24 protein-coding genes are annotated in these 22,955 nt (G+C 62.1%); 15 read left to right on the forward strand and 9 right to left on the reverse strand.

Annotated features, from left to right (window positions below; translation table 11 throughout):
- Positions 1–50 precede the first annotated feature (50 nt).
- Entirely contained in the window at positions 51–1,397 is a 1,347-nt protein-coding gene (locus NCR98_RS28620) for a replication protein O (protein WP_250528044.1), read from the forward strand.
- 229 nt (positions 1,398–1,626) lie between these two features.
- Positions 1,627–3,630, forward strand: coding sequence for an RNA polymerase sigma factor RpoD (rpoD, locus tag NCR98_RS28625; protein ID WP_250528045.1), 2,004 nt, complete (start codon positions 1,627–1,629; stop codon positions 3,628–3,630).
- Between the two features lie 75 nt (positions 3,631–3,705).
- Here rpoD and NCR98_RS28630 read toward each other — a convergent pair whose 3' ends face one another.
- Together NCR98_RS28630 and NCR98_RS28635 are read right to left on the reverse strand one after the other, a co-directional pair.
- Entirely contained in the window at positions 3,706–4,059 is a 354-nt protein-coding gene (locus NCR98_RS28630; protein WP_250528046.1) for a hypothetical protein, read from the reverse strand.
- A 292-nt stretch (positions 4,060–4,351) separates the two neighbouring features.
- On the reverse strand, positions 4,352–5,056 hold the full coding sequence (locus NCR98_RS28635; protein ID WP_250528047.1) for a glutathione S-transferase N-terminal domain-containing protein: 705 nt from the start codon (positions 5,054–5,056) through the stop codon (positions 4,352–4,354).
- A gap of 401 nt (positions 5,057–5,457) precedes the next feature.
- Here NCR98_RS28635 and NCR98_RS28640 point away from each other — a divergent pair, with 401 nt between their 5' ends.
- On the forward strand, positions 5,458–5,955 hold the full coding sequence (locus NCR98_RS28640; protein WP_250494383.1) for a hypothetical protein: 498 nt from the start codon (positions 5,458–5,460) through the stop codon (positions 5,953–5,955).
- A gap of 122 nt (positions 5,956–6,077) precedes the next feature.
- Positions 6,078–6,845, forward strand: a complete 768-nt coding sequence (locus tag NCR98_RS28645; protein ID WP_244829871.1) for an SDR family oxidoreductase — start codon at positions 6,078–6,080, stop codon at positions 6,843–6,845.
- A gap of 18 nt (positions 6,846–6,863) precedes the next feature.
- Here the strand turns inward: NCR98_RS28645 and NCR98_RS28650 are convergent, their stop codons facing one another.
- Positions 6,864–7,094, reverse strand: a complete 231-nt coding sequence (locus NCR98_RS28650) for a hypothetical protein (protein WP_244829870.1) — start codon at positions 7,092–7,094, stop codon at positions 6,864–6,866.
- A 198-nt stretch (positions 7,095–7,292) separates the two neighbouring features.
- Between NCR98_RS28650 and NCR98_RS28655 the strand changes: the two genes are divergently transcribed.
- The 7 genes from NCR98_RS28655 to NCR98_RS28685 all read left to right on the forward strand — a co-directional run bounded on the left by NCR98_RS28655 (position 7,293) and on the right by NCR98_RS28685 (position 15,515).
- On the forward strand, positions 7,293–9,296 hold the full coding sequence (locus tag NCR98_RS28655; RefSeq protein ID WP_250528048.1) for a sigma-54-dependent Fis family transcriptional regulator: 2,004 nt from the start codon (positions 7,293–7,295) through the stop codon (positions 9,294–9,296).
- 226 nt (positions 9,297–9,522) lie between these two features.
- Entirely contained in the window at positions 9,523–10,587 is a 1,065-nt protein-coding gene (locus tag NCR98_RS28660; protein WP_250510872.1) for an ATP-NAD kinase family protein, read from the forward strand.
- A gap of 20 nt (positions 10,588–10,607) precedes the next feature.
- The gene (locus NCR98_RS28665; protein ID WP_244829867.1) at positions 10,608–11,612 is read left to right on the forward strand and encodes a thiamine pyrophosphate-dependent dehydrogenase E1 component subunit alpha; all 1,005 of its coding nucleotides are present in this window, start codon (positions 10,608–10,610) and stop codon (positions 11,610–11,612) included.
- Positions 11,613–11,647: 35 nt separating this feature from the next.
- The gene (locus tag NCR98_RS28670) at positions 11,648–12,664 is read left to right on the forward strand and encodes an alpha-ketoacid dehydrogenase subunit beta (protein WP_250528049.1); all 1,017 of its coding nucleotides are present in this window, start codon (positions 11,648–11,650) and stop codon (positions 12,662–12,664) included.
- Entirely contained in the window at positions 12,664–13,791 is a 1,128-nt protein-coding gene (locus NCR98_RS28675) for an acetoin dehydrogenase dihydrolipoyllysine-residue acetyltransferase subunit (protein WP_250528050.1), read from the forward strand. Before NCR98_RS28670 ends, NCR98_RS28675 begins: the two co-directional genes overlap by 1 nt.
- 114 nt (positions 13,792–13,905) lie before the next feature.
- The gene (locus tag NCR98_RS28680) at positions 13,906–14,655 is read left to right on the forward strand and encodes a lipoyl protein ligase domain-containing protein (protein ID WP_250528051.1); all 750 of its coding nucleotides are present in this window, start codon (positions 13,906–13,908) and stop codon (positions 14,653–14,655) included.
- A 29-nt stretch (positions 14,656–14,684) separates the two neighbouring features.
- Entirely contained in the window at positions 14,685–15,515 is an 831-nt protein-coding gene (locus NCR98_RS28685) for a hypothetical protein (protein WP_244829863.1), read from the forward strand.
- Between the two features lie 60 nt (positions 15,516–15,575).
- Here NCR98_RS28685 and NCR98_RS28690 read toward each other — a convergent pair whose 3' ends face one another.
- The 3 genes from NCR98_RS28690 to NCR98_RS28700 form a co-directional block, all read right to left on the reverse strand.
- Entirely contained in the window at positions 15,576–16,100 is a 525-nt protein-coding gene (locus NCR98_RS28690) for a YMGG-like glycine zipper-containing protein (RefSeq protein ID WP_244829862.1), read from the reverse strand.
- 16 nt (positions 16,101–16,116) lie between these two features.
- Positions 16,117–16,467 carry a hypothetical protein gene (locus NCR98_RS28695; protein WP_244829861.1) on the reverse strand — a complete coding sequence of 117 codons (351 nt, stop codon included), beginning with the start codon at positions 16,465–16,467 and terminating at the stop codon, positions 16,117–16,119.
- 172 nt (positions 16,468–16,639) lie between these two features.
- Positions 16,640–17,395: a DeoR/GlpR family DNA-binding transcription regulator gene (locus NCR98_RS28700; protein ID WP_244829860.1), complete on the reverse strand. Its 756-nt coding sequence runs from the start codon at positions 17,393–17,395 to the stop codon at positions 16,640–16,642.
- Between the two features lie 80 nt (positions 17,396–17,475).
- Here NCR98_RS28700 and NCR98_RS28705 point away from each other — a divergent pair, with 80 nt between their 5' ends.
- Positions 17,476–18,138 carry an NUDIX domain-containing protein gene (locus NCR98_RS28705; protein WP_244829859.1) on the forward strand — a complete coding sequence of 221 codons (663 nt, stop codon included), beginning with the start codon at positions 17,476–17,478 and terminating at the stop codon, positions 18,136–18,138.
- On the opposite strand, the gene modC is transcribed toward NCR98_RS28705, so the two are convergent.
- From modC to modA, 3 genes are read right to left on the reverse strand one after another with little or no spacing between them, the layout of a single operon-like run.
- Complete coding sequence (modC, locus tag NCR98_RS28710) at positions 18,060–19,172, reverse strand: molybdenum ABC transporter ATP-binding protein (RefSeq protein WP_250528052.1); 1,113 nt, start codon at positions 19,170–19,172, stop codon at positions 18,060–18,062. The two genes, NCR98_RS28705 and modC, sit on opposite strands and share 79 nt — an antisense overlap.
- The gene (gene modB / locus NCR98_RS28715; protein WP_250510877.1) at positions 19,165–19,845 is read right to left on the reverse strand and encodes a molybdate ABC transporter permease subunit; all 681 of its coding nucleotides are present in this window, start codon (positions 19,843–19,845) and stop codon (positions 19,165–19,167) included. Before modB ends, modC begins: the two co-directional genes overlap by 8 nt.
- Positions 19,846–19,854: 9 nt before the next feature.
- The gene (gene modA / locus NCR98_RS28720) at positions 19,855–20,610 is read right to left on the reverse strand and encodes a molybdate ABC transporter substrate-binding protein (protein ID WP_250510878.1); all 756 of its coding nucleotides are present in this window, start codon (positions 20,608–20,610) and stop codon (positions 19,855–19,857) included.
- 304 nt (positions 20,611–20,914) lie between these two features.
- Here modA and NCR98_RS28725 point away from each other — a divergent pair, with 304 nt between their 5' ends.
- The 3 genes from NCR98_RS28725 to NCR98_RS28735 all read left to right on the forward strand — a co-directional run bounded on the left by NCR98_RS28725 (position 20,915) and on the right by NCR98_RS28735 (position 22,724).
- Positions 20,915–21,700, forward strand: coding sequence for an enoyl-CoA hydratase/isomerase family protein (locus NCR98_RS28725; RefSeq protein ID WP_502799820.1), 786 nt, complete (start codon positions 20,915–20,917; stop codon positions 21,698–21,700).
- Positions 21,701–21,704: 4 nt separating this feature from the next.
- Entirely contained in the window at positions 21,705–22,385 is a 681-nt protein-coding gene (locus NCR98_RS28730) for a glutathione S-transferase family protein (RefSeq protein ID WP_250494395.1), read from the forward strand.
- A gap of 153 nt (positions 22,386–22,538) precedes the next feature.
- On the forward strand, positions 22,539–22,724 hold the full coding sequence (locus tag NCR98_RS28735) for a hypothetical protein (protein WP_250510881.1): 186 nt from the start codon (positions 22,539–22,541) through the stop codon (positions 22,722–22,724).
- The last annotated feature ends 231 nt before the right edge of the window (positions 22,725–22,955 follow it).

Raw genomic sequence — 22,955 nt, forward strand, 5'->3', positions numbered from 1 at the left:
ATCGGCAGTCAAGCGTTTGTCCTCCATTTCCAAAAATGGATGTACTTGACATGCATATCGCGCAACTTTCCGTTGCAGGCGAGGACCTTTCTCGCCTCGAAAACCACGAATCATCCGAGAACTTTGCGGACCAACAAGCGCTCGATGATTACGCTTGCGATCGATCCAATCTTCCCTGGGTCATCTTTCGAGCCGCTCACCGAGCGAATCATCTCGCCGCACTGCCTGCCCGCGCTCGTGCCCTACTCGCCGCTCTGGCTCGCACTGTCGACGCACGTCGTCCCTACGCGGCAATCTTCGCCCGCCGTGAATTGCTAACCGGCCGCGCAATGCAGTCTATGCGTACGTTCTATCGAAGCCTTGAGGATTTGGAGAAGGAAGCCTTAATTACACGCCCTCCGCAGACTCGCTACGGCGCCGCTGGGCTGTTCGGACGTGCCTACCTACATCTCACACCAAAGGTCGTTACCCTCCTAGGTCTTGTTGAGCCAGGTAGCGATACGACAACTCAACCTCAAAATTCAAACGAACCGAAATTAAACCGCGAGCAACCTTCTTCTTTGACCTCGCCGTCTGCCACGGTGGCAGACGGCGCTATATATAAGGATCTATACCCTACTAATCAAAAGAGACAACCAGGAAAGCTCCCCGCGGACCTCGAACGCCTGCGCGGTCTGGGCTTTCGTCATTTCCTGATCTTCCGGCTCATGCGCGAAGCGTCTGAACACGCAAAGCGTCTGTCCGATGTAGTCGAAGCCTCCTGGAAACACCTCCAACGGGCGAAGCATCCGATCAGCTATCTTCGGGCACTACTTCGTGCCCCCGTCGACTTTGCATACCGCGTGCGGACCATTCACGAAGGAAACGTTGAGACGCAAACTCAAATAGCTCGCGACATCGAACTGCAAAGAGCCTCTGCCGAGCTTGCCGGTCGATCTTTTGTGAGCCATGACGGAGCAAGAACATTCCTCGTTTCTGAGGACGCGAAATCCGTCACGACGCATCATCGCGACGAGCGACACCCCCGCACTAGGGCAGGCGCCTGGGCGACCGACTTCCTCGCGGCCATCAAAGCCGGGAAGATCGTTCCGCACAAATCTGATGCGCCGCCAGCGCAAGGATCGCGCTCCAAACCTCAAATCGATGCCACACATGAACTAAAGACGTCGACATGCTCACACACTGCGCAGTCGCGCTTGAAAGCGCTGAAACTGCTCATACTTGCGAAACAGGCCGGCGGGCCTAATGGAGTGCCAAGCGTGTTGGACAGTGCCTCCGTCAGCAAAAAGGCGAGCATCGAACAAGTGCCAGCGCATACGGGAATCTCGAGCCTTCTCGCCGACTCTGGCTATGTTAGAGCCCGAGCTGGCATATTGAAAAAACAGCCCACATCGTAACGAATGCTGATATAGTCTAAGGTTCCGCCCGCTAGGGCGAATGGAAGGTGCAGTACGTCGAACTAGACGGGACTGTGCATTTTGCTCGAAGCGATTTTCAGCCACCCGTCCATATAGAGTCAGCAGTCTCGGCAACGAAAAGCGTGCGCCGAATGCTTACCAAAGTCAGCGAGCCTTTTTGCTCGCGCACGGACCTGTCATCGTCGAGCAAACCTGTCGAGGAGAAAGTATGGCAAGTTTTGATCGGGAAGATTCGGAGCTGGATATTGTCGCGCCGGCGCGCAGGTCCGCGGGTCGACGGGCAGGGAAGGGTAAGGGCCAGACCGGCACGATGCAGCCCGATGTCCCCACGACGGCGGAGCAGGAAGAGGAGCGTCAACGCCAAATGCGCGCGCTCATTCAGTTGGGCAAGGAACGGGGGTATTTGACCCACGCCGAAATCAATGACCACTTGCCGGACAACTTCGCGCAAACGGCGGCGATGGAAACCATCGTCAGCACGTTCAACGACATGGGCGTCGCGGTGTATGAGCAAGCGCCCGATGCTGAAACGCTGCTCTTGAGCGATAACGCGCCTGCTGTCGTCGCCGATGAACAGTCGGAAGAAGAAGCCGAGAACGCGCTGCAAACCGTCGATTCCGAGTTCGGCCGCACGACGGACCCCGTTCGCATGTATATGCGTGAAATGGGCGCAACCGAACTGTTGACGCGCGCTGGCGAAATCGCCATTGCGAAGCGCATTGAAGATGGCTTGCATGAAATGATTCAGGCCATCGCTGCGTGCCCGTCCACGGTCGCCACTATTCTTGCGGACGCGGCGCAGGTCGAATCGGGCGAGATCAAGATCGACGAACTCGTCGACGGTCTGAAGGAAGACGATACGGTAGAAGAAGATATTTCGGCATCCGATACATCGGACACTTCCGAGATTGATACGGACACCGAAGAATCCGGCGACGATGAAGTCTCCGAAGACGACCTCGAAGGCGGCGATTCCGCTGCATCGAATGAAGCGCGTTTGAAGCAACTCAAAGCGGATTGCCTGGAAGTTTTCGCGCGCGTGAGCGAGCTTGCCGAGCAAGCAAGCAGTCCGAAGAGTTCAGGCGCCGCAGCTTCGAAGGCCGTTGAACGGGCACGCGCGGAGATTCAACGCGAGCTCGGTTCCATTCGCTTCACGGCGAAGACCATCGACCGTTTGTGCGCGGACGTCCAGCAGCAGGTTGTGCAAGTTCGCGAGATCGAGCGTCGCGTGCTGCAAATCGCGGTAGATCGTTGCGGCATGCCGCGCGACAAGTTCGTCGAATCGTTCCCGGGCAACGAGACCGATCTCGAATGGACGGCGCGCACTGCGGCGGCTTCGCGTCAATACGGCGCGTCGCTCGAGCGCAGTTTGCCGGCCATTCAGGCCGAACAGCAAAAGCTCATCGACATCGAAGCGCGTGTTGCCTTGCCGCTCAAGCAGCTCAAGCAGATCAATCGTCAGATGACGGCTGCCGAGTTGAAGATGCGTCAGGCCAAGCGTGAAATGATCGAGGCAAATCTGCGTCTCGTGATTTCGATTGCGAAGAAGTACGTCAACCGCGGCATGCAGTTTCTCGACTTGATTCAGGAAGGCAATATCGGCTTGATGAAGGCAGTGGACAAGTTCGAATATCGTCGTGGCTGGAAGTTTTCGACGTACGCAACCTGGTGGGTTCGTCAGGCTGTGACGCGTTCGCTTGCCGATCAGGCGCGCACGATTCGCGTGCCGGTTCACATGATCGAAACGATCAACAAGCTGAACCGCATTTCGCGTGAAATCCTGCAGCAGACGGGACAGGAAGCGCATCCGTCGGTGCTCGCGGAACGCATGGAAATGCCGGAAGAGAAGATTCGCGGCATCCTGAAGATTGCGAAGCAACCTGTGTCGCTCGAAACGCCGGTCGGTGAAGATGCCGACGCGACGCTCGGTGACATGATCGAGGACCAAGGCGCGGCATCGCCGGCGGATGCGGCCGTGCACGCGAATATGCGCGCCGCAATCGACGATGCGCTCAATGCGCTTTCGCCGCGTGAAGCGAAAGTTCTGCGCATGCGCTTTGGTATCGATACGGCGTCCGACTACACGCTCGAAGAATTGGGCAAGCAGTTCGATGTGACGCGCGAGCGTATTCGCCAGATTGAAAGCAAGGCAATGCGCAAGCTCATGCATCCGAGCCGCGCGGACAAGCTGCGTCCTTTCTTGGATCGCTGATCGTTTTAAGGGCTGTTGAGGCATCGAAACGCGCCGCCAGTTTTGGCGGCGCGTTTTTTTTCGTCCGCGATTTTCTCAACCGTGCGATGTGCCTTTCGGCGCCGACGTCGATGAACACGTCTGCAACGCGTCGATTGCCTTATGCGCAAGGTTGAGCGTTTCCTCACACGCACGAGTGTTGGCGAATATCGAGCAGCCGCCGCCCGCATCGATTTTTGATACCGCTTTGCGCACCCGATCCAGCGCAAGTTGCGGCGACCCGGTGTCCTTGATGATGCCAGCCAGATCGAACGCGCTGCCGGCGCCGGTTTCGACGTAACCCGGACACTGCGTTTCCGCATGAGCGACCACGCAAATCAACGCAAGCACGGCAACGGCGAATCGGCGGCCGGGCCGCGTCGCGGTTTGGGAACAGAAAATAACATTCATGGGTTGCCGGCTCCCGAAACGGTCGCATTGAAAAGGCGCGCTTCGCTTTTTATCCACATCCGCACTGGGCAAGCTTGTGGATAACCTGAGCAACGTCGGTGCAAACTGTTGATGCAAAACGCTTTTAACCCGACGTCTGATTTTCGCGCGATGCCCCACATTGTGGACCTGTCCCAGCGAACGCGTCTAACGTGTCAAAAAGCTGCGACTGGCACGCGCGTTCGCCCTTAACCGTTTCCGCACGATTTCGGCAATATCGTCAGCGACGGTTGATCAAGCAAAAATCCAACGATCACACGCGCTTCGGAATCTCTAGTCCACGTTGAACCGCCGGACGCGCGAGGAACACATCGAGCACGCGCTTTACGTTCGCAAAATCGTCGAAACCGACGAGATCGCGTGCTTCATAAAATCCGACTAGATTGCGAATCCACGGAAACGTCGCGATATCGGCGATGCTGTAATCATTCCCCGAAATCCAGTCGCGGCCGGCGAGGTGTTTGTCGAGGACTGCGAGCAGGCGTTTCGCTTCGGCGACGTAGCGATCGCGCGGACGCTTGTCCTCGTATTCCTTGCCGGCAAATTTATTGAAGAATCCGACCTGACCGAACATCGGGCCGACACCGCCCATCTGGAACATCAGCCATTGAATGGCTTCGTAGCGTCGCGCCGGGTCTGCCGGAACGAATTGGCCGCTTTTATCGGCGAGATAAAGCAGAATCGCCCCGGATTCGAAAAGCGGCAGCGGTTTGCCGTTCGGACCGTTCGGATCGATGATCGCGGGAATCTTATTGTTCGGATTCAACGACAGGAATTCGGGCGACATTTGATCGTTGGTATCGAATCGCACGAGATGCGGCTCGTAAGGCAGCCCTGTCTCTTCCAGCATGATCGACACCTTCACGCCATTGGGCGTCGGTAGCGAGTAAAGCTGAATGCGTTCGGGGTGTTGTGCTGGCCACTTCTGGGTGATCGGAAAATCAACTAAAGAAGTCATGCTGGTTTCAGAAGAAAAGAATTGCTCAATATAGCCGATGGTAATCAACAGCTCGCATCATTAGCGGGCCTGGGCGCTTGCAATTACTTCTATCCAAAGGTCCCGTTGTTTCGCCGACGCGCACTCGGGCCGACTGTCGTTGCACATGCAACTTTGTCGTCCAAACCCAAACACATCGGGTATCGAAGCAATTCAATCGCGCTTACAAAACCGCACGAATCAACTACACGCGCAATTGTAAAAACCACAGCGAAGACAAGCAGTTAGCGCACACCACCGTCACGACTCACCGCCCAGGCAACCGCAAACAAAGACGAACTAAAAAATTGGCTTGCTTATTGCATTACACAAAACGTAGTCCATGTCGTGTCGATCAACTCAACCGTTGAATTGCTGCTGCCATGAAAACCGTCCCTTTCGCGACGCTTACCGTCCTTGCCGCTCTCGCCGGCGCGCTGATACCCGGCCTCTCGACTGCCCGTCCGCTCGAAAGCCAGCTCGACTGCCAATCCAGCGCGCATCGCTTCATCGCACCACTGCGCGACGACCGCTCGATCGACGCCGCGCCGATGCGCGTCGAAGCCAACTCGGTCAACGCGTTCAAGCCGACTCAAGGCAGCGAACTCACGGCCTACGGGTTTCGCGTATATGCCGTGCTCGGCTACGAACAGGGCGATGCCATGTTCAAGCAGGGCAACGGCCGTCCGATCAACGACTCGGCTTACGGCGTCGTCGTGCTCGGCGCGAAAGATACGGTCGAGGATCGCGTGCGCGAATCCGGCAGCAACGCAATCGTCCATGAAGTCGTGCCGATGATGATGACCGTCGTCTTCTGCGATGGCAGCAACATGCGCAACACCGCGCGCACGGTGGCGACGGAAGCATCGAGTAATCGTTGAAACGTCTTTGAAAGCGCTCGCTGAAAAGCGCCGCGCTTGTCTCCGCATTCGTCGATAATGTTCTTCCAATCGCGCGATGCACTCACAAGGGTGCGCGCGCACCACAACAGGAGAACGCCGACATGTCCGACGCAGTGAATCAGCAGAAGCGCATTGCCATCGTCACCGGAGCAGGGAGCGGCATCGGCCGTGCGGCGGCGCTTGCTCTACTCGGCGACGGCTGGTCGGTCGTGCTCGCGGGCCGACGCGCGGCGCCGCTCGAAGCGGTCATCGGCGAAGCCGACGCAAGCGAACGCGCGCTTGCCGTTCCGACGGATGTCTCCGATCCGCAATCGGTCGAAAAGCTCTTTGCGGCGGCAGTCGAGCGCTTCGGACGCGTCGATTTGCTGTTCAACAACGCGGGCGTGAGCAATCCGCCGGGACCGTTCGAGGAATGGACGCCCGAGCAATGGCAAGGCGTGGTGAACGTCAATCTGAACGGCATGTTCTATTGCCTGCAACAGGCGTTCCGGACGATGCGCGCACAAACACCGCGAGGCGGCCGCATCATCAACAACGGTTCCATTTCGGCGAGCGCGCCGCGTCCGAATTCGGCCGCCTATACGGCGACCAAGCACGCGGTCGGTGGACTGACGAAATCCGCATCGCTCGATGGCCGCAAGTACGACATCGCGGTCGGTCAAGTGGACGTCGGCAACGCACTGACGGATCTGTCCGAGCGCATGTCGCGCGGCGTGCCGCAGGCGAACGGCGAGACCGCCATCGAACCGATGATGGACGTGAAGATCGTCGGCCAGTCGGTGCTTTACATGGCGAATCTGCCGCTCGAAGCCAACGTACTGTTCCATACCGTGATGGCGACCAAGATGCCGTTCGTCGGTCGCGGCTGATTCAGTCGAACGCGCCTTTCATGTGGTGCGATACCAGACGCGAATGCCCGAGTACCAATGGCTGACGCTGGTATCGTCGCCCGCGCCGAACGTCGAGAGGCTCTCGACGTTCAGTACATCCACACCGTTTTCCTCGATCCACCGGTTCGCGCGCTCGACCAGCGTCGCGCCGTTCTCATACACGTTGCCTTTGATCAGGTGATGCTGCACGACTTGCCGCTCGAAGTCTTCGTAGGCGATTTTTGCCATCGCTCGTCTCCTGTTTTTCCACGTTGATTGCTGCGGCGCAACCAGTGCGCCGCATGACGCGTCCTGCCGATTCGAGCATCATATGGCCTGAACGACGCCGCGCGCGGAGCGGTTTACCCGCGGTCGCACGACCGTGCGCGAGCGACAAAAGACGCCAGCCAACGAGCGTCCGGGCACGAGACACCCAGGAGAGCACGCATGGACATGCGGCAACGCGAGCACATCGAGGCAGTCGTCGCGGCGACGACGCGCGCGCAGGTTCTGGCGCCTGCGCGCACGCAGGAAAGCATTATTCAGACTTCATGGCGTCGTTGCGTTCATCAATACGGGCTCGATCCGTCGCGCATGCAGGAAGCGCGCATCCTGACGCAGACGCGCTTGCGCGAGCATCAGCAACGGATCGACGATTTCGCGCGCATCGCTCGACATGGACTGGAAACACTTCACGAGCAGGTCGCGGGAATGGGTTACGTCGTGCTGCTGACGGACGCGCTCGGCGTGACGGTCGATTACATTGGCGACGCGAACACCGATACGGCCTTGCGTCGTGCCGGGCTCTATCTCGGCGCGGAATGGAGCGAGGACGGCGCGGGCACGTGTGCGGTCGGCACTGCGCTCGCGACGGGGCAGGCGCTGACCGTGCATCAGATCGATCACTTCGACGCCACGCATATCCCGCTCACTTGCACGGCCGCGCCGCTCTTCGATTCGCGCGGCGCGCTCACCGCGATCCTCGACATCTCCGCGCTGACTTCACCGCAAGCGCGCGACAGCCAGAACCTCGCGCTGCAACTCGTGCGCATCTACGTGCGGCATATCGAGAACGCGATTTTTCTGCGCACGCATAGGCAGGACTGGATTCTCAAGCTCAACACATCGCCCGAATTCGTCGATGTCGATCCTGAATATCTGATCGCGCTCGATGAGGGCGGGCGCATCGTCGGACATAACCGGCGCGCGCACGAAATGCTGGCGGCCGAGATCGGGAAGCCTATCGCGCCGGGAGAAACGGCGGCGTCGCTTATCGGCATGCGTTTCGATGCGCTCTTCGAAGCGCGTCTGGAAGATTTGAGCCGTTTCGTCTATTCGCGGCCGAGCGAACTGCGCGCGCTGCCGCTTGCGCGCAGCGGCGCGCTGCTATATCTGAGCGTGATGCCGCCCGCGCCATGTTTCGCGCCATCGACGCAAGAAAAATCCGCAGGCGCGCCCGGCATTCCCGCGCCGCTGGCCGCCCTCGGCGGCGGCGATCCCGCGCTTGCGCGGCAACTCGAACGCGCCGCCAAACTCGTCGATTCGCCGATCAATCTGCTCGTGAACGGCGAAACCGGCAGCGGCAAGGAATTCTTCGCGAAGGCGCTGCATCGCGCGAGTGCGCGGCGCGCGGGTCCATTCGTCGCGGTGAACTGCGCGGCGATACCGGAGACGCTCATCGAAAGCGAATTGTTCGGGCATCTGCCGAACAGCTTTTCCGGCGCGGGTCCAAAAGCAAAGCGCGGCCTGATTCAGGAAGCCGATGGCGGCACGCTTTTCCTCGATGAAATCGGCGACATGCCGCGTGAGTTGCAATCTCGTCTCTTGCGCGTGCTGGCCGAAGGCGAAGTTCTGGCGATAGGCGCGTCGCGTCCGGTTTCCGTGGACGTGCGCGTGATTTCCGCGACGCATCATTCGCTCGACGCGCTGATGCAGGACGGCCGCTTTCGCGAAGACCTGTACTACCGTCTGAACGGCGCGCGCTTCGCGTTGCCGCCGCTGCGCGAACGATCCGATCTCGACTGGCTGATCCGCAAGTTCCTCGATGCCGATACCGCGCATGGTCCCGTTGCGTTGTCGCCGGCGGCGCGGGTTTGTTTGCATCGGCATGAGTGGCCGGGAAATTTGCGCGAGCTCAACAACGTGCTGCGCTACGCGCGCGCGGTGTGCGCGGATGGCGTGATCGAGGTCGACGATCTGCCGGATGGATTCGTCGAATCCACCGCGCGCGACGCAGCGCCGCAACCGCCGCATGCACATCTGGCCGACGAAGCGTTCGATACACATCGCCTGCCGCCCGAGGGCATGTTGCTGATGCAGTATCTGCGCGCGGCGAGCTGGAACCTGAGCGCCGTGGCGCGGCAGATCGGCGTGAGCCGCATGACGCTGTATCGGCGCATGGCGCGCTATGGCATTCGTTCGCCGAATCAACGTGACGCGGGCGAACGTTGAGCATCCGCATTTCGCGATACGCCTGTACTCCATGAGACACCTGCCGCTGTGACACCTGTCACGGCGGCACGCGTGCAACGTGCACTACCTCTCGTAAAACACCCGTTATTTCCGGGTAATCCCTCGCTATTCCAATTGGCATAGCGCTTGCCTTTACTCGCCTCACAACCATTCCAACGCCCGACGAAGCGTCTTTCTTTCGGCCAGGGTCAACGGAGACACCAGCATGCGTGACAGCGTCGAGCCGCTCGTCGGCATCATCGCCAATCCGGTTTCGGCGCGCGACATCCGGCGCGTGATCGCCAACGCGAACAGCCTGCAACTCGCGGATCGCGTGAATATCGTGCTGCGGCTCTTGTCGTCGCTTGCGGCGTGCGGCGTCGAGCGCGTCCTGATGATGCCGGATCGCGAAGGGCTCAAGGTCATGCTCGCGCGTCATCTCGCGCGCAAGCACGGGCACGACGCGGATCTCGCGAGCGTCGAATTCCTCGATATGCCTGTGACCGCGCGGGTCGACGACACCTTTCGCGCGGCGCGCTTGATGCAGGACGCGCGCGCGGCGGCGCTCATCGTGCTGGGCGGCGACGGCACGCATCGCGCGGTGGTGCGCGAGTGCGGCGCGGTGCCGCTCGCGGGTTTATCGACGGGCACGAACAACGCCTACCCGGAAATGCGCGAGCCGACCATCTCCGGGCTCGCCACGGGTCTTTATGCCACCGGCCGCATTCCGGCCGCGCAGGCGCTCATGTCGAACAAGCGCCTCGACATCGACATACGCGATCAGAACGGCGCCGTGCGCCATGACATCGCGCTCGTCGATGCCGTCATCTCGCACGAAAAATTCGTCGGCGCACGCGCGCTCTGGAAGATCGACACGCTCGCGGCCGTCTACGTGTCTTATGCCGATCCGCAGGCCATCGGCATGTCGGCCATCGCGGGCTTGCTCGAACCAATCGGCCGTCACGAGCCGGGCGGCCTCGCCGTCGAACTGGCCGCAACGGGCAAGGGCGAATTCGAACTTTGCGCGCCTATTGCGCCGGGCTTGATGGAGCGCGTGCCGATCGCAAGCTGGCAGCGCCTGGCCGATGGCGTGCCGCAACGCGTCAAGCAGCCCGCGGGCATCGTCGCGCTGGACGGCGAGCGCGAGCTTGCTTTCGGCCCCGGCGACGAAGTGACCATCACCTTGCGTGAGAACGCGTTTCGCAGCATCGATGTCGCCGCGTGCATGCGCTATGCCGCGCGCGCCGGACTCATGCGCTTATCCGGCAACACTGCCAGCACCGTCGTTTAACCCGATCGAAGGAGACAGACATGACATCGTCGCAAACCCCGCAGCATGCGGGAGGCTTGCCGTTATCGAAGGAAGAACTGCTGAGTGTCTACCGCAAGATGCGCACGATCCGCGATTTCGAAGAGCGTCTGCACGTCGATTTCGGTCGCGGCGACATCCCCGGTTTCGTCCATCTCTATGCGGGCGAAGAAGCGGCGGGCGTCGGCATCATGCATCACCTGAACGACGGCGACCGCATTGCGAGCACGCATCGCGGACATGGGCACTGCATCGCGAAAGGCGTCGATCCCGTCGCCATGATGAAAGAGATCTACGGCAGAAAGGGCGGCTCGTGCAACGGCAAGGGCGGCTCCATGCATATCGCCGACCTGTCCAAAGGGATGATGGGCGCGAACGGCATTCTCGGTGCGGGCGCGCCATTGATCTGCGGCGCGGCGCTCGCGGCGAAGTTTCGCGGCAAGGGCGAGGTGGGCATCACCTTCGCGGGCGATGGCGCGTCGAACCAGGGCACCTTTCTCGAAAGCCTGAATCTCGCGGCGGTGTGGAATCTGCCGGTGATCTTCGTGATCGAGAACAACGGCTACGCGGAATCGACCGCGCGCGATTATGGCACGGCGGTGGATAGCTACGTGGATCGCGCGGCGGGCTTCGGCATTCCCGGCGTGACGGTGGATGGCACCGACTTCTTCGCGGTGCACGAAGCAGCGGGCGAAGTGATCCGCCGAGCGCGTGAAGGCGGCGGCCCGGCGCTGCTCGAATGCAAGATGATCCGCTTCTACGGCCACTTCGAAGGCGATGCGCAGACGTACCGCGCGCCCGGCGAACTCGACGATATCCGCTCGAACAAGGATTGCCTGAAGAAGTTCGCGCATGCCGTGACGCAAGCCGACGTGATCTCTCCCGGCGAACTCGATGCCATCGACCGCGAAGTCGCCGCGCTGATCGACCGCGCCGTGCAGGAAGCGAAGGACGCGCCACTGCCGGCCGCGGCCGACCTGCTCACCGACGTGTACGTGAAGTATTGATCGCCCATTCAAAACACTTAGCGAGACAAATCATCATGGCCCGAAAACTGAGCATGAAGATGGCGATCAACGAAGCCATCGACCAGGAAATGACCGGCGATCCGAGCGTGATTCTGCTTGGCGAGGATATCGTCGGCGGCGCCGGCGCGGACGGCGAGAAAGACGCGTGGGGCGGCGTGCTGGGCGTCACGAAAGGACTGTACGCCAAGCACGGCGACCGGCTGCTCGACACGCCGCTCTCCGAATCGGCTTACGTGGGCGCGGCAATCGGCGCGGCGGCGTGCGGCATGCGGCCGATCGCGGAATTGATGTTCATCGACTTCATGGGCGTGTGTTTCGACCAGATCTTCAATCAGGCCGCCAAGTTCCGCTACATGTTTGGCGGCAAGGCCGAAACGCCCGTCGTGATTCGCGCGATGGTCGGCGCGGGCTTTCGCGCGGCCGCGCAGCACAGCCAGATGCTGACGCCGCTTTTCACGCATATTCCCGGTCTCAAGGTCGTCTGTCCGTCCACGCCTTACGACACCAAGGGCCTCTTGATTCAGGCGATTCGCGACAACGACCCGGTCATCTTCTGCGAACACAAGAACCTCTACGGTTTCGAAGGCGAAGTGCCCGAGAACTCGTATGCCATTCCGTTCGGCGAGGCCAACATCGTGCGCGACGGCAAGGACGTGTCCATCGTCACTTACGGGTTGATGGTGCACCGCGCGCTGGAGGCGGCCGCGACGCTCGCGAAGGAAGGCATCGAATGCGAGATCGTCGATCTGCGCTCGCTGTCGCCGCTCGATATGGACACCGTGCTCGAAACGGTCGAGAACACGGGAAGACTCGTCGTCGTCGACGAAGCGAGTCCGCGCTGCAACATCGCCACGGATATCTCGGCGCAAGTCGCGCAGCGAGCGTTCGGCGCGCTGAAAGCAGCCATCGAAATGGTCGCGCCGCCGCACACCCCCGTGCCGTTCTCGCCGACGCTCGAAGATCTGTACATTCCGAGCGCCGCGCAAATCGCCGATGCCGCGCGTAAAACGATGAAAGGAGGAAAGCACTGATGCCCGCAATCACACCGATCGTCATGCCCAAATGGGGCTTGTCGATGAAGGAAGGCACGGTAAACGAGTGGCTCGTGGAAGAGGGCGCGCAGATCGCCGTCGGCATGCCGATTCTCGATGTCGAAACCGACAAGATCGCCAACGCGGTGGAAGCGCCCGACGCGGGTACGTTGCGCCGCAGGGTTGCGTCGGCGGGCGACACGCTGCCGGTGAAAGCGCTCCTCGGCGTGCTCGCGCCGGCCGAGGTCAGCGACGCCGATATCGACGCCTACGTGTCGTCCTACGAAACGCCGCCGGACGAGGAAGGCGAGGGCGACGAAGCGGCGTCGGCGTATCACTTCGTCGATGTCGACGGCATTCGCGTGCGCTATGCCGCGCGCGGCGGCGACGATGCGGGCAAGTCCGCGGTGCTGTTCATCCACGGTTTTGGCGGCGATCTCGACAACTGGCTCTTCAATCTCGACGCGCTCGCCGAACACAATCGCGTGTTCGCGCTCGATTTGCCGGGCCACGGGCAATCGACGCCCAAGGTGCCGGGCACGACGCTCGCCGATCTCGCGCGCTTCGTCGCGCACTTCATGGACGCGGTGAATATCGAAAAGGCGCATCTCGTCGGGCACTCCATGGGCGGCGGCATCGCCGCGCAACTCGCCGTCGATGCGCCCGCGCGCGTGCAATCGGTCGCGCTCGTGTCGCCCTCCGGTTTCGGCGATGAAGTGAACAACGCGTACACCGAGGGTTTCGTGAGCGCGCAATCGCGTCGCGAACTGAAGCCGGTGGTCGAGCTGCTGTTCGCCAACCCGGAGCTCGTCAGCCGCCAAATGCTCGACGACTTGCTCAAGTACAAGCGTCTGGATGGCGTGAGCGAAGCACTGACTGCGCTCGGTGGCGCGCTCTTCGGCGGTGGCAGCCAGAGCGGTCAGCCCGGAAGAAAGCTTGCGGAAAGCGGCAAGCCGGTGCTCGTGATCTGGGGCGCGAAAGACCAGATCATCCCGGCGGCGCATGCCGAAAACGCGCCGAAGCATGCGACCGTGCGCGTATTCGACGATGCCGGGCACATGAGCCAGATGGAGAAGGCCAACGAGGTCAACGCGTTGTTGAAGGAGCATGTGGGCAAGGGCGTCTGATCGCGCGCAGGATCGAGGCAACGCGCCGTCGCGGCGGCGCGTTCTCAGCCGCGCGCCCGCTTCTTCGCTACTATGTGCGATGTCGCTGTCACCGCGCGTCCTGACATCCACTCCATGCCCTTCGAATTGCTCGATTTCGAAACGCTGCCCGGGAATCCGCTGCAAGCCGAGGAAGCGCTGCTCGACCGCGCGAAAGCGGGCGATGCGGTGGCGCATCTGTGGGAAGCGCCGCGCTCGCTGATCGTGCCGCGCAGTTATCAGCGTTATGCGCCTTTGGCCGATGCTCGCGATGAATTCGCGCGACGCGGCTGTCCCGTCTGGCTGCGTTTGTCGGGCGGCGGGCTGGTTCCACAAGGTCCCGGCATTCTCAATCTGAGTCTCGCGTATCCCGTGCACGCGCCGATGGGCGCGCTTGCCGAGCCGGTCTATCTGCATCTGTGCGGCATCATCGCGGATGCGCTCAACACCCTCGGCGTGCTCACGCACTGGCAAGCGGTAGAAGGTTCGTTCTGCGATGGCCGCTTCAATCTCGCCTGGGGTCCCGGCCACGATGCGCGCAAGATCGCCGGCACGGCGCAATACTGGCGGCGCGTGTCGTCGTCCCTCGACGAGCAACCGCGCCATGCCGTGCTGGCTCACGCCGTTCTGCTCGTGGATGCCGATCCCATCGAGATCAACGAGCGCGCCAATGCGTTCGAGGCGCTCATCGGCAGCGGGCGGCGCTATGAAGAGATGAAGGTCGTGACCGTGGCGCAAGCGCTCGCCTACGAAGGTTTCGGCATGCCGCCCGGGCTGCGCGAGCGCGTGCGAAATGCCATCGCGGCGCGCGTCGTGGCCGCCGATTTGCCGCAAGCTCCTCTCTAACGCAGCGCTCATCGACCATCGAGGTCATCATGCCGTTCAGACTCGCTTCGAACGGTTTCTTTTTTGCGCTGTGGGTGGCGGTGTGCGCCGCCGCGCCCGAGTTTCTCTGGCAAGGGCTGTTCTCGCTCTTCGGACATTTCTCCTTCAGGGATGCCGCCGCCGCGTTGCTCATCGGCGCGATTCTCGCGTTCTTCGTCGAGCCGCTGCTGGAGCGCTTGCGCGGGTTGCAGGGACACGTGCATCGCGCGGAGAAATCGCCCGCCTTCGCCGCGTGCGAAGCGTTGAGCTTCGCGGTCGTCGCGGTGTGCGTGCACGAAGCGATCACCGTGTATGTAGCGGCGAGCCATTCGAACGAACAGGCCAGCGAGAACCTCGCGAAGGCGGTGGGACAGGCGCTGCAATGGGCGGCGATCCCGTTCGTCATCACGATTGCGTGGATGTCGGCGCGCGGGGCAGTCTGGATGATGTGGACCGCAGCCGGGCTCGCCGTGATCTTCAGCTACCTGACCGGCGTGCTCTTCGAATGGCAGACGCACGTGCTGGTCACGAGCGTGATTCCGGCGATTCTCGTGCTGATCTCGGGATGCATCATCGTGCGCGAACAGTGGGATGCGGACACGTTTCGCCGCTGCGCACGGGCACTCGCGGTGATCGCGCTTGCGTGGCTCGTGCTCTCGGGCGCGGTGCAATGCGTGCTATGGCTCGCGCACGTGCAGTCGTTTCGCCTTTACGACACAGCCGAGTTCTTCAGCGATCTGCGGTTTTATATCGGCTGGGTGACCGGACTGCTCGTGGCGCCGGGAATCGTGGCACCGGCACTGGCGCGCCCCGACGATGATCAATGGAAACCGCGTCTCTGAGCTGCGATGCCTTCGTAAAAAAAGCGCCGCTGAGGAAGGCTCAAGCGGCGCGTGTCGATGTCAGCTCGAAGGCGGAGGAGGCGGTGGCATGCCCGGCGGAGGTGGCGGTGGCGGCGCGTAATACGCCGCGCCGTTCGGTGGCGCCGTGCGCAACGGACCTGCGACCGGAACACGATCGCCCGCTGCGTACATGCACTGCAGATACGCGTAGTCGTAGCGGCGCTGCACGCCGTAGCCCGACGTTTGCGCCGCGCCCATGCCGACCGCGCTGCCGGTCAACAATCCCGCGCCCGCGCCGATAGCCGCACCCGTGCCGCCGCCGAACGCCGCGCCCGCTGCCGCGCCGATGGCGGTCCCAACCACGGCGCTCCCCACCGCGCTGTTCGTCGCAGCCTGATCTGCGGTGACGCCGCCCGTTTGCTGAAACGCGAACTGACGGCACGATGCGTCGTCCGCGCGGAACTGGTCGAAGGTCTTGCCGGTGCCGGGCAGCGCCATCACGCTGGGTCCGGTCGGCATGACCGTGCACGCGGACAGACCCAAGCCTGAGAGCGCGAGAAAAATAACGAGCCTGCGAGTATTCATAAAAGCCAGCTTCGATTCAATTCGATGGCGGCGGGGGTTGCGCCGGAACTTCGCGCCATCCACCGGGACACTGCTTGACATACGGGTAGTACGTGCGCGATCCCTCGCAGTAATACCAGGTGCCGCCCGACTGAGCCTGAGCCTGTGATTGGTCGGGCTGGCCTTGCTCGACATAAGTGGTCGGCGCGGCGGGCGCCGGAACGATGACCTGCGGCGGCGCATAGTAGTACGGCACGGGCGCCACCGGATACGGGTAGTACAGCGGCCCGCCGATAAACACGCCGACGTGACCGCCCGCGTGCGCCGTGGCGGCGAAACCCGCCGCGGCAAGCGCCGACAACGCGATGAGAGCCTTCACGCGATTCACGACATTTCTCCAAAAATTATCGCCTGACCCGTTACCCGTACAGCATGGAGAATTCCTGCCCGGACCGCGTTTGGCGTATTTTTCTACGCTATTCCAGTTGCGGAGGAAATTCAATTACGGCTCTCCCGATGATTCTTTCGGCGCGTTACCCCGTAACAAGTTGCGGCATCGATCAGGCGCGAAGGATGGTTACGCCTGCTTGTTCGATGGGATCGGTGAGACGTGCATCCGTCGCACTTTCGACGATGACCGTCTGCGCAAGCTCGATATCGCCGATACGGTATGGCGATGCCGCGTTGAGCTTGGCGGCAGACGCGAGCACGACGGTCTCCGCCGCGCGCGCCGCGAGCGCGCGCTTGATATGCGCTTCCTCGAAATCGCCCGTGGTCAGCCCGGCAGTGGGATGAACGCCCGTGACGCCCATGAAATACAGATCGGCGTGGATATGCGACATCGCTTCGACGGCCGCCGCGCCGACCGTGACGATGGAATGCTTGAAAAGCTTGCCGCCGATCAGCACGACTTCCACCGTCGCGTGTTCGGCGAGCGCGACGGCCACGCTCGGACTATGCGTGACTATCGTAACCGCGAGGCTTGCGGGAAGTTGCTGCACGAGCAAGGCCGAAGTCGTGCCGCCATCGACTATCACGATTTGCCCCGGTTCGATCATCTCGACGGCGCGCCGCGCGATACGGCGCTTCGCCTCCGATTCCATTTCCTGCCGACGCGCAAACGGCGCCACGGCCGGAGAAGCGGGCAGGGCGCCGCCGTGCACGCGTTGCAGCAGACCTTCCGCAGCCAACTCGCGTAGATCGCGGCGCACCGTGTCTTCCGACACGCCGAAGCTCGCGCTCAACTCGCTGGCGAGCACCTGACCGTCGCGCGCGAGGGCGTCGAGGATTGTTTTCTTGCGTTGACTCGTGAGCATGATCGTTGCACGAATTTGCTTGTAATTGCACGAAACTGCACGTTACCATGGAAGCCACCACCACGCCATGGAAGACTGCAATGACTGAGACCAAGGAACGAGTACGCGTGCTCGATACCGCTGTTTTATCCGACGACTGGTACGTGCTGAGAAAGGTGACTTTCGACTTTCTGCGCCGCGACGGCACGTGGCAGCGTCAGAGCCGTGAGACCTACGATCGCGGCAACGGCGCGACCATCTTGCTGCGTAACCGGCATAACGGCCACGTGCTCCTGACGCGCCAATTTCGCATGCCGGCTTTCGTCAACGGCCACGACGGCATGTTGATCGAAGCGCCTGGTGGCCTGCTCGACAACTCGACGCCGGAAGAACGCATCCGCGCCGAAGTCGAGGAGGAAACCGGGTATCGCGTGCAGCACGTCGAAAAGATTTTCGAGGCGTTCATGAGCCCCGGATCGGTGACGGAGAAACTCTACTTTTATCTCGGCGAATACGACGGCTCCATGCGCGTCAGTGACGGCGGCGGTGTGGAGGACGAAGGCGAGGAAATCGAAGTGATCGAGGTGCCGTTGGAGAAAGCGCTGGCCATGATCGACAGCGGAGAAATCGCCGACGGCAAGACCATCATGCTGCTGCAATATGCCGCGCTGAAAGAGCGCCGCGATCAGGCGAGCAGCGAGACGGCCTTTACCTGCGCCCAGACCCGCACGCCCGCGACAATTCCTAGCCGGTCCAGCGAATAACGCGTGATGCGCGCGAGGAGCGGCGAGCCGTCCACGTCGAGGCGCACGACGACTTGCGCGGGGTCCGCATCGTCGGCGATGTCGAACACGACTGCGGGCAGCAGATTGAGAACGCTGCTCGACGTGTGCGGTTCATTGCCGGCGATCAGGCTTACGTCGCGCGCTTTCACGGCGACACGCATCGCGCGGCCTCGTTCGACTGGCGCATGCACGACGGTGAGCGAGGCGCGGCCGCCCGGCAGCGCGAGCGACAGCAAACCATAACGCGCATCGTGATCGGCGACGATGCCTTCCAGCACCACCGATGCATCGTCGGCGAGCGCGAGCGGCAGATCGAGCCGCGCGAGCGTATCGGCAATTGCGCCGCTCGCCAGCGCGCGGCCGGCTTCGAGCAGAACGAGGTGATCCGCGAGGCGCGCGACTTCCTCGGGCGCGTGGGTCACGTACAGCACGGGGATATCGAGTTCGTCGTGCAGACGTTCGAGATACGGCAGGATTTCGAGCTTGCGCTTTTGATCGAGCGCGGCGAGCGGTTCGTCGAGAAGCAAGAGACGCGGACTCGTCAACAGCGCCCGCGCAATGCCCACGCGCTGGCGTTCGCCGCCCGACAATCCGCCCGGATCGCGCTCCAGCAGATGCCCGATGCCAAGCAGTTCCGCCGCCTGTTCCAGGTCGACGCGTCGCTCGCGTGCCGCCACGCGATCGAACCCATAGCGAAGATTCTTGCGCACGCTCAAATGCGCAAAGAGACTGGCTTCCTGAAAAACGTAGCCGAGCGGACGCTTGTGCGTCGGCAGAAAAACGTTGCGGTCGGTATCGAGCCACAGTTCGCCATTGACGACGAGCCTTCCCGCGCGCGGCCGTGCGAGTCCCGCGAGACAGCGCAGCAGCGTGGTCTTGCCGGAACCCGAATGGCCGAAGAGCGCGGTCACGCCGCGTCCCGGCAAGCGCAGATCGACATCGAGCGTGAAGCGGCCTTGTTCGACGAGAAAGCGCGCCTCGATGGCCTGACCGGTCGATGAGATTTCAGGCATGCACCGCCGCCGATCGACGGCTCGAATAGAGCAGCAACAGCACGATGAACGAGAACAGCACCATGCCGCCCGCGAGCCAGTGCGCCTGCGCGTATTCGAGCGCTTCGACGTGATCGAAGATCTGCACGGAGACCACGCGCGTGCGCCCGGGAATATTGCCGCCTATCATCAGCACGACGCCGAATTCGCCGACGGTGTGCGCAAAACCGAGGATCGTCGCGGTGATGATGCCCGGCCGCGCAAGCGGCAACACGACAGTGAAAAACGTGTCCCACGGTCCCGCGCGCAAGGTCGCGGCGGCTTCGAGCGGACGGCTGCCGATGGCTTCGAACGCGTTCTGCAGTGGCTGCACGACGAACGGCATCGAATAGATGACCGAGCCGATTACGAGCCCCGCGAACGTGAAGGGCAAGAGGCCGATGCCCGACGCCTGAGTGAGCTTGCCGACGTAACCGTTCGGCCCCATCAGCACGAGCAGATAAAAGCCGATGACGGTAGGCGGCAGCACGAGCGGCAACGCCACCACCGCGCCGACGACACCCTTTGCTCGCGAGCGCGTGCGCGATAGCCACCACGCGACAGGCGTGCCGATGACGAGCAGAAGCGCCGTCGCCAGCGACGCCAGTTCGAGCGTCAGCGTGATGGCCTGGAGATCGGCGCTATCGAGCGGCATCGCGAACAATCAGAGCTGATAGCCGAACGAGCGGATCACCTCGGCGGCCTTCGGTCCCTTGAGGTAATCCTCGAACTGCTTCGCGACCGGATTGTCCTTGCCCTTGTTGAGAATGACCGCGTCTTGCTTGATCGGCTCGTGCAGCGATTCCGGCACGATCCACGCCGAACCGCTCGTGATCTTGCCGTTCTTGTAGATTTGCGAGAGTGCGACGAAGCCGAGTTCGGCATTGCCCGTCGCGATGAACTGCTGCGCTTGCGAGATGCTCTGCCCTTCGACGATCTTCGATGCCACCGCCTGCGTGAGCCCGAGCTTGTCGAGCGTCTGCGTGGCGGCAAGTCCGTACGGCGCGGCTTTCGGATTGGCGATCGCCAGGTGCGTGAACTGGTTCTTCTTCAGCACTTCGCCTTTGTCGTCGACGTAACCTTCCTTCGCCGACCACAACGCGAGCGCCCCGGTCGCGTAAGTGAAGCGGCTTCCCGGCACCGTCATGCCTTCGCTTTCGAGTTTGGCGGGCGTGGTGTCGTCGGCGGCGAGGAATACTTCGAAGGGCGCGCCGTTCTTGATCTGCGCATAGAACTGACCCGTCGCGCCGAACGAAGCGACGACCTTGTTGCCGGTATCCTTTTCGAAGTCCGCTGCAATGGCCTGCACGGGCGCCGTGAAATTGGCCGCCACGGCAATCTGCACTTCGCCTGCAAACGCCGACGAAGCGGCGAAGCCCACCGCCAACGAAAGCAAAGTGCGCAACAAACGAGTCTTCACGTAAAGCTCCTTGGGTTCTGTTTTATTGGCTGCACCGGATTGCGCGATGCTGGTCTTGGATCTTCGCGCGGTCATGGAATCCGGCGAGCACCGTAATATATACGACTATATTGCGTTCGGGCATGCTCGCTGCGTCACATGACGAGTATGGGTCTCCTCGGATGATTTCGTGTGAGTGAGACTCATGAAAATCGATTGACCGCCGCCGCGATGTTCGCCGAAACTTTGCAAATGATCCGCCTGGAACTGAGCACGGCTCAACTTTCGGCGGCAAGCATAAGGAGACAAGGACATGTCCGACGCCATGAATCTGCAACGCATCAAGCTCTCGGTGACGGGACACGTCGCCCGCGTGACGCTGGATCGCGCCGATGTACGCAACGCCTTCGACGACGCGACCATCGTCGAACTGACTGCCGCCTTTCGCGCGCTCAACGACGACACGAGCGTGCGCGTCATCGTGCTCGCGGCGAACGGCCCGGCCTTTTGCGCGGGCGCCGACCTCAACTATATGAAGCGCATGGCCGGTTATTCGGAGGCGGAAAACCGCGCGGACGCGCTCGGGCTTGCGACCATGCTCAACACCATCTACACGAGCGCGAAGCCGGTGATCGCCAGCGTGCAGGGCGATGCCTACGCGGGCGGCATGGGCCTCGTCGCCGCGTGCGATATCGCGGTGAGCGCGGACAGCGCGAACTTCTGCCTATCGGAGGCGAAGCTCGGGCTCATGCCCGCGACCATCGCGCCTTACGTCATTCGCGCGATGGGCGCGCGCGCCGCGCATCGCTACTTCGTGACGGCCGAGCGTTTCGATGCGACGGAAGCGCTGCGTATCGGCTTCGTGCATCAACTGACGACGAGCGGCGAGCTCGACCGAACCGTCGATGCAATGGCGAACGGCATCGCGTCCAACAGCCCGAACGCCGTGGGCGAGTGCAAGCGGCTGGTGTCGGAACTCGCGGGCAAGGTCATCGACGATTCGTTGATCTCCGATACGGCCGAACGCATCGCGCGCATTCGGGCATCGGACGAAGGGCGCGAGGGCGTGCAGAGCTTCCTCGAAAAGCGCAAGCCGTCATGGCTCGGGTGACGCGATGATCACGCTGCATCATTGCGTGAGCGCGCGGTCGTTCCGGCCGCTTTGGGCGCTCGAGGAAATCGGCGTGCCGTACCAACTGAAGATGCTGCCGTTTCCGCCGCGTGTGGTGGCGCGCGAGTTCATGCAAGTGAACCCGCTCGGTACGATTCCGGCCTTCAATGACGACGCGCTTTTCATGACCGAATCGGCTGCGATTTGTCAGTATCTTGCGGCGCGTTATTCGCCCGGCGCGCTGGATGTCGCTTCGCACGAAGCGGACTTCGGCCGCTATCTCAACTTCCTGCACTTCGGCGAGGCGACGCTCACGTTTCCACAGACGCTCGTCTTGCGTTACACGCATCTGGAGCCGCCCGAGCGCCGGCAGCCGCAAGTCGCCGAGGATTACGCGAAGTGGTTTCATGCGCGTCTGCGCACGCTCGTGCCGCTGCTGGAGCGCGAGGCTTTTTTGTGCGCGGGGCGGTTCACGGCCGCGGATATCTCGGTTGGTTATGCGTTGATGCTCGCGGAGCATATCGGTTTGCACGAACGCTTCGCGGAGCCGATCGCCCGCTATTGGTCCCGATTGCGCGAACGCGATGGTTTCCAGCGAGCCATGCGCGCGCAAAGCGACGCGGCTGTCGCGCAGGGCGTGTCGCCCGATCCATCGCCGGATATGCGGCCGTTCGGCTCGCGCTAACAGCCTTCCGGCTCGACGCGTGAAGGCGGGCGCACGTCGTCCCTCCTTCACGTCCCCCCATCCGCGGGGCTGTGCAGAACGCCATCGAACCTTAATCTGCTCATCAGGCGCTCACGTTTGCGAGCGCAAATCAGACAGACGAGGTAACTGGCGATGTACGTCTTCTCCTGGCTCTTATCGATGATCGTCGCGCTCGTGGCAACGGGCACGATTGTATTCGCGATGCCGCGCTCGGCCGCCGACGAACTCAGCGTAGCGACCGCGCCGCACACTTTCTTCAGCAGCGAATTGAATCGCATGACGACGATGCTGGCGTCGTGCGTGACAGACGCAGACTGACACTAATCGAGGCGCGCCGCGCGATGCAAAGGCGCTCACGGTTAGCGGTTTGGAATCAACACGTTGCACTGATTTCCATAACGATATCCACAGGCTTGTGCAGAAGATCTGTGGACAACCAGGGCCGGGGGCGCCTGGAAACGAAAACCCCAACCGGCGCACGGGGAGCGCTGGGGAGACCACATACGATGAGACGCGAAGGCGTCCAGGCGAGCGGGGCCAATAGGTTCG

This window comes from Caballeronia sp. GAWG2-1 (genome assembly GCF_023631405.1).
GTDB lineage: Bacteria > Pseudomonadota > Gammaproteobacteria > Burkholderiales > Burkholderiaceae > Caballeronia.